The sequence below is a fragment of the Kyrpidia sp. genome (genome assembly GCF_023512215.1).
GTDB lineage: Bacteria > Bacillota > Bacilli > Kyrpidiales > Kyrpidiaceae > Kyrpidia > Kyrpidia spormannii.
This window is the reverse complement of the sequence record NZ_JAILZZ010000035.1, coordinates 20,992-34,509: the sequence shown is the minus strand read 5'-3', so window position 1 is coordinate 34,509 and position 13,518 is coordinate 20,992. Positions and strand designations below refer to the sequence as shown.

Annotated in this window: 10 protein-coding genes; all 10 read right to left on the bottom strand. The window is 53.6% G+C overall.

The annotated features are described in order from the left end of the window. The coding region (locus tag K6T64_RS11855) for a hypothetical protein (protein WP_288010378.1) at positions 1-185 on the bottom strand (185 nt) is incomplete at its 3' end. A gap of 128 nt (positions 186-313) precedes the next feature. Next, positions 314-811 carry an acetone carboxylase subunit gamma gene (locus K6T64_RS11850; protein ID WP_013075148.1) on the bottom strand — a complete coding sequence of 166 codons (498 nt, stop codon included), beginning with the start codon at positions 809-811 and terminating at the stop codon, positions 314-316. A 65-nt stretch (positions 812-876) separates the two neighbouring features. Then, a complete protein-coding gene (locus K6T64_RS11845) occupies positions 877-3,114 on the bottom strand; it encodes a hydantoinase B/oxoprolinase family protein (RefSeq protein ID WP_288010376.1) in 2,238 nt (745 codons plus the stop codon). Positions 3,115-3,167: 53 nt separating this feature from the next. Beyond that, positions 3,168-5,315 (bottom strand): hydantoinase/oxoprolinase family protein, encoded by a 2,148-nt coding sequence (locus tag K6T64_RS11840; RefSeq protein WP_288010375.1) that lies wholly within the window; start codon positions 5,313-5,315, stop codon positions 3,168-3,170. 227 nt (positions 5,316-5,542) lie between these two features. Further along, positions 5,543-7,516, bottom strand: coding sequence for a sigma-54-dependent Fis family transcriptional regulator (locus K6T64_RS11835; protein WP_288010373.1), 1,974 nt, complete (start codon positions 7,514-7,516; stop codon positions 5,543-5,545). A gap of 375 nt (positions 7,517-7,891) precedes the next feature. Then, positions 7,892-8,212: a hypothetical protein gene (locus K6T64_RS11830; protein ID WP_288010371.1), complete on the bottom strand. Its 321-nt coding sequence runs from the start codon at positions 8,210-8,212 to the stop codon at positions 7,892-7,894. 48 nt (positions 8,213-8,260) lie between these two features. Beyond that, the gene (gene pabB, locus K6T64_RS11825; protein WP_288010380.1) at positions 8,261-10,111 is read right to left on the bottom strand and encodes an aminodeoxychorismate synthase component I; all 1,851 of its coding nucleotides are present in this window, start codon (positions 10,109-10,111) and stop codon (positions 8,261-8,263) included. Between the two features lie 185 nt (positions 10,112-10,296). Continuing rightward, complete coding sequence (locus K6T64_RS11820) at positions 10,297-11,328, bottom strand: NADH:ubiquinone reductase (Na(+)-transporting) subunit F (RefSeq protein WP_288010369.1); 1,032 nt, start codon at positions 11,326-11,328, stop codon at positions 10,297-10,299. Positions 11,329-11,358: 30 nt separating this feature from the next. After that, positions 11,359-13,227, bottom strand: a complete 1,869-nt coding sequence (locus tag K6T64_RS11815) for a XylR N-terminal domain-containing protein (protein WP_288010367.1) — start codon at positions 13,225-13,227, stop codon at positions 11,359-11,361. 42 nt (positions 13,228-13,269) lie between these two features. After that, positions 13,270-13,518, bottom strand: coding sequence for a hypothetical protein (locus K6T64_RS11810; RefSeq protein ID WP_170085897.1), 249 nt, complete (start codon positions 13,516-13,518; stop codon positions 13,270-13,272).

Genomic DNA, 13,518 nt, shown 5'->3' with positions numbered 1-13,518 from the left:
TGAAAATACTCCCATATCGACGCCCAAAACGACTCGAGATCGTCCACAGACCAACGCCACAATGATAAAAAATCAGGAAATACTAAACCCTTTTCTCTCTCCAACCAATGCATATATTGTGACATTCCAGAGGTTTGTTTTAAATATGTAGACGGTTCCCACAAAATTTCCCCTTCTGAAATCATGAGAGAGCCTCCTTCACATGCATCCTTTTCGCTGGCGCGGAGATATGGGTTTGATAAACATTATAGACCAAAGGAGGCACCTCCTGCAGCAACACTCACTGCAGGAGGCTTGCTCCTCGATCACTTGTTTATTCGCGGTTCAGGGGTTTCTTTAACCACTTTTCATAAAACGTATCGATATCCGGTTGGAAATCAAAGACTACCGGATAACCGGGTGGCACAGCTTCCACTTCAAGAAGCGTGCCGCATCCGGGGCAAATATACTCCCTTAGGTGCATCCACTCGGGGTCACATCCCAGCATATTCGGGTAGATCTCGTTAATCTTTTCCTCGGTGTCCCGGACGTAGACCAAGGCACTTAGTTTCCAGTTCCGGCGATAATCACCGAACTCATGGCCGCAGTCACACTTGACAACCCGGCTCTTGTCCGGCTTTTCCACAATGTAGAGATGTTCTGCGTAAGGCAATAAAATCCGGTCGTCCCAAGGTACCGATTCTTGGGCAATGGCCAACATTTTAAAAAATCGATCGGAATCCTTATGGCTCGACTGCATTTCGTGAACCAAATGAAAAGGAAGTTCACCACGTTTGAGTTGCCGCAGGGTTTCCAGATCATATTGAGCCACAGCTTCATCTCTCCCCTCAATTCAGATCTACACACGTCATGACTGTCACCGATCAGAAAAGTTTCTTAGCCGTTGACCATCCGGAAATCCTCAGGCAATTCCCAGAACTTCAAGAATTTCTCTCTCCATTCCGGGGATAAGTCCATCGAGCTCTGATACATTTCCAGAACCGGTTCAATAAAATCCCGGTGCAAGATGCGATCTCGTTCGCGCTCAAGGAACGCTTCGGCCGGTATGGCTCGAGCCAGGCGTTCCTTCCGCATCTGTTCCCTGCGGGCAGCCGTCTTTTCCAGATCAGCCTTCCATGTCCCATCGGCTGACTGTTCCGCAACAACCCCGTAAATCGACTCCGCATATCTCGGCAGGAGATACCCTTCGTTTAGATCCTTCTCCACCAAGTGCGGATCCCGTTCAAGAACGTCTCCGAGTCCTGGTCCGCCCCGATGGACAGACACGTAAATGTCATATTCACGAAAGATCTGGGGCCCGGCAGTGGCGTGTTTGTCAAACACGTTGTCCTCCGCACGGATCACCTCATCCACTTCCGAATGTTCCGGGTCACCATCTCGGGTCGGATAAGGCAGTTGATTTTGGATGATTTCCTTCATGTTCGTACCGTGCAGACTGTGCCGATAGCCCGCGTTACCCGGATAACCTCCGAAAATGCCTGCGCTTCCGAAAACATGGCCGTCAGCAAGTCCATTGAACAAGGTCTGTTCATCGGTACGATACAGCATCCGCACACTTTCGATTCCGGCCCCTCCCCGATACTTTCCGGGACCAGGAGTCATCGGCTTCAAGCTCCTCCCGAGGTATAGAAGTGGTTCTAGTGATTCCCATGTCTCCGCCTCACCCATATCTCCTTCGGGGTTCCACATGGCGGCTGTGGAATCTTCTCCGTCCTTAAAGTACATCGCCCCGGTGCCTTCGGATGACATCTCGAAATTGGTAAACGCAGATTCGACACCATAATGATTCTTGCCACCGCCCTGCAGGATATTACCTGTCAGTGGGAAACTCGCTGAGATTTCCTCAAGGTAACCCCGGGAGTAATAAGCACGGGCCAAACTGCGAATCAACCCTGTAAAGGCCGGGATCAGGAAATGCCACGAAAGGGTGGTGGAGACTTTTTCATAATCTGGATTGCACCATGACCCATAAGGGAGCTTTAGCGACGTCGCCAGATAGGCTCCATCGTTGACCTTATCGTTCGGAATCAAGCTTTGTGTCATTTGAACCCATAAGGCACCCTGCATGGGTGACGGCGCACAGTTAAAGGAGTGATAACCCCATTTGTTCGCTCCTTCGTACGACATGTTAAAATCGCCGTCTGCGCCGATTTGTATCGTTAATGGCGCATGCATCAGCGTGTCTCTTCGAGCTTTGTGGGAGACCGTAGGATCGTCTTTCCACGGAACATCCGTAAATCTCGGCGACTCATAGATACCGGGGAACGTCACTTCCTTCACGCGTTCCTTAAAGCTTCGCCGTCCCTCTTCGATAACTTCACGAATAAAACGTTTATAGGTCTCGATGCCTTCTTCCTGAATTACCCGGTAAACTTGGTCACGAATCATGTGGCAACCAGCCAAGCGGGTGCGTTCATCCAAGACCCAGTACATCTCAGCACGCACCGAGTCGCTGACTTTTTTTAGATAGCTCTGGTAAAATTCATCATTTTCACCCGCTTTTTCGCAGGACAACAACAACCCATCGCCATATCGGTCTTCGTGTCCAAACGCCATCGACCCAGGTGTCACCGCACCCACATCGATCTCGTGAGTCACTCCACCCGCCCAGCCGATAATTTCTCCTTCCCAGAAAATCGGAATAATGGTGTGTACATCAGCAGTATGAACGTCTCCAATGATCGAATTATTATTGGAAAAAATATCACCTGATCGAATTCCCGGGCTGACTTCCCAATTGTTTCGAATCATGAATTTAATTGCGTCACTCATGGTGTGGACATGAACGATAATGCCCGTGGAGAGCGCAATCGAATCGCCTTCCGGTGTATATAACGCGAAACAAAGTTCGCCAATCTCTTTCACAATCGGAGACGCTGAGATGTTCAATGCTGTTTCTCGGGCATTGACGAGCCCACCTCGCAGCAGCGAGAAGATGCGCTCATATCGAATAGGATCCTCCTCGCGCAATGAAAGCCGATCCAGTCCTGCGTACCTTCCTGTTTCCTTAAACACGCGCTCTGACTCTTCGAGCATCTCCTTGAGTGTTTTTCCACCCCAACCGATTGCGACCTGTGGATGGACGGCTGTGGACGGCTTCAACCCTTCGCCCATAATCTTTTTCTCCTCCTTGTGTTTAACTCGAAAATATCCCGGCACAGGGACTGTTAATGACTCACAGGTGGTTTCAAGTGAAAAATTCGATGGGTATCCAGTATCGCCTCGTAACCTGTCGGCACGACAAACGTGGTATTCGGCGATTCGATCACGGAAAATCCCTGAATTCGGTTCCCGGCTTTCAATTTCTCCATCTTGTACACATTGGCAGTTGTCCAAGCACCTTTGTAATATACGGGCCTCGTCTCGATATCGTCCGCCTCCGGCTGCTCCCCACTAACAGGTTCTTCAGGCAAACTCGGTTTTTCACTGGGGGCAACCCCAGTAATAATGGCCGTCGTAACCAAGTATCCCAACTCCGGAGACCGGGCGGAACGAGAATACATTTTTGAATATGCTTCCTCAAACCGGTCGATAATCGTTTGCACCTGTTCTGAGCTTTCAATTCGTTCAAATGGGACTTGGATCTCAACGTCATTCAGTTGGCCCACATACTGGACCCGGACATGATGGCGAAATTCGATGTCCCGCTGGGCGATTCCACTTTTCGCAAATTCACCGATTACCCGTTCTTTCAGTTCGCTCCATGCTGTATTAATGGCGGAAGCGAATGCACCGAAATCGGCCTGAGCATGAGCGACGGCCACCTGCACCGTCTTATCCGCGCGGTATTCGAATTCGGCACACGCGCAACCGTAAGCCGAAAACCCGGCCGCCCAAGACGGGACGAGAATATCTTGAAAGTTTAATCCGGCCGTATAACCGGCCACATGCACAGGACCGCCTCCACCATAGGAAAGTAGCCGATAATTCTCTGGCGCGTAGCCTTTCCCAAGAACCCGGGAGATCACTTCATTACGCAGATGATCCTGAAAGAGGGAAACAATGCCTTCTGCCGCCGCATATACGTCCAAGCCAAGCGGAGCCGCGATTTGCTCTTGTATCGCCTCGTAAGCGCGTTGCCGGTCGAGTTTCACATCACCACCCAGAAAATTATCGGCATTCAGATAACCAAGAACCACGTTGCAATCATTAATCGTCACCGTGGTTACGCCGCTGTCCGGATTCGAGACGCCAATGCGATAGCCGGCACTGTCGGGGCCGATCTCGATCCGTTTTGAACTCGGTGTGAGCCGTACAAAGGAACCGGTTCCCGCTCCCACGGAGTCGATTTCAACCAGTGGCAGCTTGAGAACAAATCGCGCCATATTGGGTTGCGTCCGAATCGCAAATTGACCTCCTGTGATGAGGGCTAAGTCAAAACTTGTACCGCCGATATCCGAACACACGACGTTATCAAAGCCGAGTTGCTTAGATAAATACTGAGCTCCGACCACGCCGCCGATGGGACCCGACACCAAGGTCCGAGCCAGTTCTTTAGCCTCTGTAGAAATGGTGCCCCCGTGAGAGGCCATCACCCGAAGTTCAAACTTCGATCCAAGATCGCGTAGTTTCTGGGTAATTCGCTGAAACTGGCCTCGAGAGGGTTCCGCGGCGTAGGCTTCGACCAAGACCGTATTAAGTCTGGCAAAGTCTTGGGAAACGGGATAGAGTTCCGAAGACAGAAACAACGGCACATGGACGCCGAACTCTTCCATCACCTTTTGCGCAATCGCCTTGGCTTTTTCTTCATGCGCGGGATTGGCATAAGAGTGTAGGAAATTTATGCATATACCTTGCACATTCTTTTGTAGAAGTTCCCGGATGGCTTGTTGAACTTCGTTCTCGTACAGGGGAATCTGCTCCGCACCAAAGATGTCGATCCGACCACGAATGCCATAAATCCGATCCCGAGGGACCAAGGGGGTATTATGGACGTGGGTCACAAGGTGCAGACGGTCCGAATAGGAATACCCCAGATAGGTCTGGATACCGCGTTCGATGCGGAGATAATCTTCAAAACCCGCCGTAACAAGGAGACCCAATTTCAGTCCTTTACGCTCCAACAGGCGGTTCAGCATGGCCGTCCCGGAATAGATGCCCGAGACGAGGTGTGGAACCCCTTCTTCCAGGGGTACATTCCAATAATGGAGGGCATCTCTCAACGAATTGACAAATCCGACAGACTCGTCCTCAGGCGTCGACTGTGCCTTGCCGACCACAAATTCCCCCTTTTCATTGACCAATATGGTATCGGTCATGGTTCCGCCGGCATCGATGGCGAGAATTCTGGGTTTGGGCCCTGCTGCAACGGCCATACATTCCTTCCTCCAATCACGATTTTCTGTTTAAAGAAGGCGAACAATCTCCTGAATCTCTTTCGCCCTCTTCTGTTCAGATTGGAGAGAGCAATTCTCGTGCCAACAAGAGGCCCATTGGAGAAATCGCTGGATTCCCCAAGATATTTGTTCTTCTCGATACATTGCATGTAACATTATCACGTAACAGGAGTGTCACAGATACTACTGTGACACTCCTGTTACATCTACGTCGACAAATTGTACTGTTTTGCCTTCCTGTAAACCGTCATCCGAGAAACCCCCAGCAACCGAGCAGCCCGGCTCACATTGCCCTCCGTCATTTTTAACGCGTGCTCAAGAACTTCCCGGTTTACAACCTTGCGATAATTGAATCGGGAAACGTGTGCGCTCTCATTGTTATCCTTTGTCAATCCAGTGGTTGTTCCATCGGGGGAATGCACAAGCTCAGGAGGTAGATCCTCAAGTCGAATCCGATGATCCTCCGCATTGAATACGGCCTGCGCGACAACGTTTTTTAATTGCCTGACATTCCCCGGCCAACTGTGTCGCATGAGACAGTCCATGGCGGCGTCTTCGACAACCCACGGTATCCCAGTGTCGTCACATTGTAACAGGAAGTGACGCACGAGAAGAGGGATATCTTCTTTACGCTCTCGCAAAGGGGGAATGCGAAAACGCAACACATTGAGCCTGTAATATAAATCCGCCCGAAATCGCCCCCGCTGAATCTCTTCCTCTAGATCTCGGTTCGTTGCAGCGATAATCCGCACATCGATAGGTCGAGGCTCAGTGCCTCCAACAGGCACCACGGCCCGTTCCTCCAGCACCCGGAGAAGATAGACCTGGGCCTCTAACGGCAACTCGCCGATTTCGTCCAGAAAAATCGTTCCACCGTCCGCCGCGACGAATTTGCCGGGTCTCCCCTTGGCTGTCGCTCCAGTAAAGGCGCCCGGCTCGTAACCGAACAACTCACTGGCAAGAAGGTCTCGAGGAATCGCACCACAATTCACAGCCACAAACGGTTCGCGACCTCGTGGGCCTGATTCATGAATGGAACGGGCGAAAATCTCTTTACCTACGCCCGTCTCCCCGACCAACAGTACGTTCATATCGGATCTGGCGGCTTTTCCCGCCTTTTCGATCAGGCGAATCATTTCATTATTTTGGGTAATTATAGTTGATATATGAAACGACGCGCTCGGCGACCGAGTCGAATTATTCGATACTTTTATGGGATAAAACACAATTAGACCACCGAGAAGCCGGTTAGCAACATGATAGGGATAAAGGGTCGCCACCCATGTTCCGGGTTTCAGCGAACGAAACGTCACCGGTATAGGAGTATTCCAGTGCAGCGAATCGAGACTGGACGCATTGTCTTCTGTAAATAAATCTTGAATCGTACACCCAGCGCGAAGTCCGAGGGCAGTTCTTGCCCGTTCATTTAGCCGAACCACCCTCAATTTTGTGTCAAATATGGCTAATGGCTGGTCCAATGCGTCAGCTACCGCACGCCAGGTGGGGACATCTCGAGTCATAAACGCACTGCTCAGATCCTGACGAATCCTGTCCACTTGATGGACAACCGCAGGCAAACTGTGAGCCTGCACACGGTCCATGGTACCGGATATATCTAGCACACCTAACAACTCGTCCGTTACAGGATCAAAAATCGGGGCTGCAGAACACACCCATGTATGCCATCCTTGACAAAAATGCTCGGCACCAAACACTTGAACCGGTTTTCTCTCAGCCACCGCAGTACCCACGGCATTCGTTCCCGCTCCCGATTCTGACCAGTCTGCACCTGGGTAAAAATGAAGCTTCTCCACCATGGACCAGCCCCTGGCTGTGGCTTTCCCTTCAAGAATAACGCCATTTGAATCCGACAACATGACCAATATGTCCTCGGCAGCCAATTGCTCATACAACTGATCCATATACGGTTCCACCAGACGCAAAAGCTCCAATTTTTCTTCCTTTTTTTCTTTCAGCGTGGCTTCAGTGAACACAACAGGAGCTTGCTGACGGAGTGGATCCACCCGTTTCGATAAACACCTTTTCCAGGATGAATTAATTTCCTGGCGAATCGTACTGACTTCTTCATGATTACACATCTTCTCCCATTGATGATACAAGTCGTGCTTTCGAGACGTAAACTGGTGGATAGAAGAGATGGCAAAACTGTACTGCTGCATGTTGCCCCTCCTCCTGGTGAACGGGTGCTCCTACAGCGAGTCCTTTACAACCAAACCCGTTATTCACTAACATTATAGACGATAAGTAAACCAGGGAATATAATCATTCTACTCCCAATAATACGCACATGTTAAGTATACTTCACATTGAGCCTTTTTCGATGTCCTTTTTTCCCTTTTCCCCAGGTTGGGTTGTTCAGGCCATGCTGAACCACGGTCAGGTTCTTGGTTACCTGGCCCAGGAGCTCCGCCTTCTACAATCGCGTTCCGTTTAGGACACGCTGCGAACCAAGCTCCTCATGCGTTCTTGCCGCTTCTCCCGCACCCTTCCCTATGCCATCGCCAGGCGCAAATTGGCCGATTTTCTCTTAATTTTTACCAGTCCAGCCAGTTCCCGGTGGACGGAATCCCGTTCCCGGCCGGCCGCAGCCTTCGTGAACCGAACCCGAACACCGCATTACCCGAGCATTTCGTCGAAACGGCCCCAGTCCACAGCTCATTCCTCGTCGTCCACCCCAATCTGTCCATTTCGGCCTTGATCTCATCGAAGCCGAACTTATCTCCAATCACGCGATCCAACGGAATATCCGCTGCATCGTCCTTGCGCTCTGCGGCCAGCCGGACCATTTCCTCGTCCATCACCTGCTCGACGACCTCTTTATACCGAAGCAGTTCCTCGAAGTATTCCGGATCCATAATGACCTCCTTGTCCACAGACTCGATCGGAAGAATCTCATAGCTGCCTCAATAGCCTATCAGATGAACAGGCACCCAACCCCGCACGCTGTTGATGAACCATATCCGTTGCGCCCGCACCAGATCATCCAGAGATAGACACTCTTCGACAATCTCTCCCTGGTCCAGCAGCTCCGCCCGAAAGGTGCCCGGCAACAAACCGCTGGACACGGGCGGTGTGCATTTCCGACCGTCAACCTCCAAAACCACGTTGCCGTTGGTAAATTCCGTGATCTCCCTTTTCTCATTCCACAATAAGACATCGAACACGTCGGGAAACGGTTCCCGGTGTTCTTCATAGAACGACCTGCGGGTCGTCTTGTGGAACAAAAAACAATTTCCGCTGGAAACTGGTTTCTTAGCGACGGCCACCGGCAGGGGGGCGGCGATGGAGCCGTTCCCCTCCCTTCCGACTCCGCCCCCGCGAACCTTCCCCGGGCCGGCCGGCCGCACGGCAAACGTGGCCGGCCCCGCCGACAAAGCGGAGAGAGGAGTGCTCTCCACATGAATGGCGCCATCCTGCCCCAATAACAGCCGCACCCGGCGAGTCTCGCCCGGGTGAAGCCGTGCATGGTGTTCCAGCGCCCGGACAATTTCACTTCGATCCACGAGCATGTCGAAATAGCCGGCTGACCGGAAGAGGCGGTCCAGATGCCGCTCCAACAGCAGATACCTCCCGTTTTCCAGCCGCATCGTTTCCAACAACGCAAAATCTGCGGGCGGTTCAACGAGAAAAGCCGCTTTGGCCAAGGCCTCCTCGTATTCCTCTCTGCTGCCTGAATCCCATGTCACCCCGCCCCCGGCTCCGTAAACAGCCGTCCTGTTGTGTCCGTCGATGATCAGGGTCCGAATCGCCACATTAAAAACCGCCTCTCCTTGCGGATTCACAAAGCCGACGGTCCCGCAATAAGCCTCCCTCGGCTCCTCTTCCAGATCGGCGATGATCCGCATTGCACTCACCTTCGGAGTCCCTGTGACCGAACCGGAAGGAAACAGGGAAGCAAAAATCTCCGGAAGCCCAACGCCGTCCCGCAAATCAGCGGTAATCGTCGAGGTCATCTGGAAGACGGTCCGATACCGTTCGATCTCGAAGAGACGGGACACCCGCACCGAACCGGTCCTGGCGATCCGTGCCAGGTCATTGCGCAACAGGTCAACAATCATCACATTTTCGGCCCGGTTCTTTTCCGAACCCGCCAGCCAGTCATGTTGACGTTCGTCCTCCTCCGGCCAACGTCCTCTCTTCGCCGTCCCCTTCATCGGCCGGGTGACGATTCGTCGATCTACAACCCGAAAAAACAGCTCCGGCGACATCGACAGGACGCGAAACCGCCCTAAGCATAGGCAGGCCGCGTAGGGCACTGGGTGGTTTTTCAGCAGTGTTTCGTACAGCGTCCTCTCGTCACCTTCAAAAAACGCCCGCAGCCGCATCGTGAAATTGATCTGATATGTATCCCCTTCGGCGATCGCCCGACGGATGCGTCGGATCCGCTCGTCGTATACCTCCCGGGCAAGAGAAAGTCTCCAGTTAGACAACTGAAAAGGTTCGCCCACGACACCCGACCGATCCGGTGTCGAAGGAGGTCTGTCGAACACCCCAAACCACACGAGGGGCAATTGATGTCCACCACGTACTTTCAGAGCCGGATCCAAACCGGAAGCCGCCTCGTAGGAAACCAATCCCGCAACCCAATGACCTTCCCGCACCGCCCGTTGCACTTTCCCGAGGGCCGGCAGGACCTCTTCGGGCCGGGCGGCCACAATCACCTCGGCCGGATCAGAAAAAAACAACCGCCGGCAACGGCCGCGGTCGTCGACAAAATCAAGCAACACATACGGTGATGACACATTTGGATTCATTTCCAATTTCTCGTCCTCCCCAGCCCCATTGTACCGGCAATGAAGGGTTCGCGTCCATCCATGAACACCGATAGTCTGCACTCCGCCGGATCGGACGGCTGGTTGGGAATGCCCCCGGATGGCTCAACAAAAAGCCGCAAAAAAAGCTCTCCCGTCCGCCGGGGAGCTCCTCCGCATCCACTGCGTCAAAACTCATCGTAGTAAATGTTCGAACTCCGAAGGCCACCTTGGTAGAGGACCTTTAACGTCGTCTGAATCAACGCCGGCGGTCCGCACAGGTAAGCGTCCATCCCGTCAAATCGGCTAAAGTGCCGGGCGAGGACATCGGCGATAAATCCCCGTTCTCCATTCCAGGGTTCATCAGGCCCTGGTTCGGAGAGCGCCGGGACAAAGTGAAACCCCGCCCGCTCCTCCTCCCATCGGCGCCACTGGTCCACCAGATAGAGATCCCGGGCCGTTCGGGCGCCGTAGAAAAACCACACCTGCCTGTCCACCGGCTCGCTGTACAATTCTTCCAACAAGCTTTTGATGGGCGCCATCCCGGATCCCCCGGCGACAAAAAGCAAGTCTTTGCTTCGATCCCGCAGCTGCATTTTGCCGTACGGTCCCGATCCCGTCACCCGATCCCCGGGACGCAGTGCGGTCATGTACCCGGAGCCGCGACCGCCCGGGACCCTTCGGACGTGGAATTCCAACCCTTCTCCAGGCCGGTGGGGTGCCGCCACCGAATAAGCTCGGGTATCCTCGATCTCCGGAATCTCAAACTCGAAAAACTGCCCGGCGGCATAGGGGATATCCACAGGATCTTCCAAGCGCAGGCGAAGGCGATGGATATCCTGGGTCATCGCCTCATTTTCCACCACAACAGCAGAAAAATCATACACAGTGAACAAACGTACACCGGGCTCTTCATCTTCTTCCTCGATCTCCACCACCAAATCGCTTTCCGGCAGGGTACTGCAAAGCAAAACATAGCCCTGATCCCGTTCGAATCCCATCAAGGCAAACTCCGAAACCCGGTCCATTGACGTGTAATCCCCTTCCAGGACCTTGGCCTTGCAAGCCGAACAATTCCCGTGCCGGCACCCATAGGGAATATTCAACCCGGCCCTAACGGCGGCGTCCAGGAGAGTTTGCCCTTCTTTGCACGAGACCTCCCGTCCGCTCGGCTCAAACCGCAATTGGTACATCGACACGCTCTCCTTGGTTGGCGCCATGGATCATCCCTCCATCTTTCTCCGATGCGTTCACTGAGGAGTACCCGGGCCACCCGAGAAATCCCGGCGCCTCATGTGAAGGGCATAATGAATTTGTAAAGCGAGCTGCAGATTGAATCGCGTCGTCCCGTCATCCAAGTCAACGCCGCAGATTTCTTCGATTTTCGAAAGTCGATACCTTAAGCCCGTGACCGAGACGTGCATCGCCTCGGCCACCCGGCGGAGATTCCCGGTCATCTCCAGGTAAGAATGCAATGTCTGCACCAAATCCCCTTGATGACCTCTGTCATATTCCACCAAGGCACCCAACACCCGTTGGTAGAACTCCAACACCTCCTCCTGCTCCGCCACCCGGAGTAAAAACATTAGCGGGGCCAAATGATCGTACAGGCCGAACCGACTTTCCCCCGGACTGGAAAGCTCCAAAAAATCGACGATCCGGATGGCGTCCTGGTAGCTTCCTCCCAGATCGGTGATCGTCTCCGCCCTTCGACCGCAACCGATATACAGGCGAACCGCCTTGAACCTCGTTTCTACGAACCGGACCAGGTTATCGAGAAAATCGCCGATTCCCGCTTCACCCTGCACATGGGCGGCCTCCGGGAGAAAAACGAACAGATAGCCATTCCGGGAGATGATGTCACCGCGACAGGCTCCCCGCAATGCGTCCCGAACGTCTTCCAATTGCTCCCGGGGCAAAACCTTGATGGCCAACAACCGCCTGGGCGTATCCGGGTCGAGGTCCAGAATGCGGGCCCGTCGCCGAAGGGTTTCCGAGTCATAGCGCCCCCGGACGATCTCCTCTAAGAAGTCGCCTCGCATCTGGTATGTGGACTCAGTCAACAGCTGTTCATAAAACATTTGCAACGTGCAGACGTTGACAGCTCGTTCCATCAGCATCTCATCTTCATGAGTAAGAGGAGGATTCCCCAACATACACAGGGTGCCCAGGTGAACATGGTTGGCTGTGATCCGACACGCCTCCACCGAAACGCCGTCAACAGTCCAGCTCTCTCGGCCCGTTTTGCCAGAGTCCATCGCCGCACCTCGTTCTCCCGGCTTCCAGCGCCGGTACGTGTCCTCATGCTCAGGACACACAAAGCTGGCCGCCAAAACCCGCCTGGATTTTGTCTCCACCACCACACTGCGGCCGAATGCCCCAGCCATCGTCTCTACAATTTGGCGGAGGCTTTTCCCTTCCATGACCAGATTGCTCAATTGCTTGTGGAGTTCCACCGAACGCATCAATGTCTCGTTTAACGCGCGAATTCTACGATGAGCCTCGTCCAATTCCGTAGCCAGGGATTCCGCCTGGTAATACCGGAGATCCCGCATCTGAACTTCGTCGGCCTCATCCACCGTCTTGGCCACGTAAATGCAACGCGCATCCCCTTTTCCTCGGCATTCTCGTTCATAGGTCACCACCGGACGGTTGAACAACTCGGTCAAATATCCGCTGGCATAACCCGCCAAGCTCCAACAGACCGGCTCTTCGTCGACGCCAAAGTGCCTAATGTGTTCCTCGGCTTCAAAGGAATGGCGCCATTCTCCAGTAAAATACACCTCACCGACAGTCGAATCCACCCGCATCTCCCCGGGTTCGACGGTCACCACTCCTTCCAGGGTGTGAAGAGCCGGCCCAGCCAAAATCAGCTCCTCAAAAGACTCCCATTCAAACAGGCTGCGTATGGCTCGGGCATCGTTTCGTCCGCAGGACCAGCCGTAGCGCATGAGAAACCCCTTTGCCCGGTCCATTCCCAGGGTACTGACCAAGTCCCGGCGCAAAATTCCCAACGCTTCGGTGGACATCAACGCCATACGGCGGCCGTTCATCGTGATCTGTCCGGTCCGCGGATGAATGTCGATCACGTGTTCAAACACCAGAGACTGGGCCTTCATCTTCACACCGCCTCACTGCTCCCCCAGAATTAGACAACGCGTCTAAGAAACCAAGAGGTCCAGCGGGTCGCCGTCCCGCACCCCGCTCTCCAGCAAAGTCTGACCCGGAGAGATGTCGTCGGAACCATCGGGACGGAGCCTCACCAAGCGATACCATCCCTTCTCGTCCAGCCCCCACATCCCTGCCACCTGGCGAATCACCTGTTCCCCCGTCGCCGTGGGTTCCACGGTCAGGCCCATATGGGTAATAAACCGATCATCCGACGGAACTCTCACCCACACAATCCACAT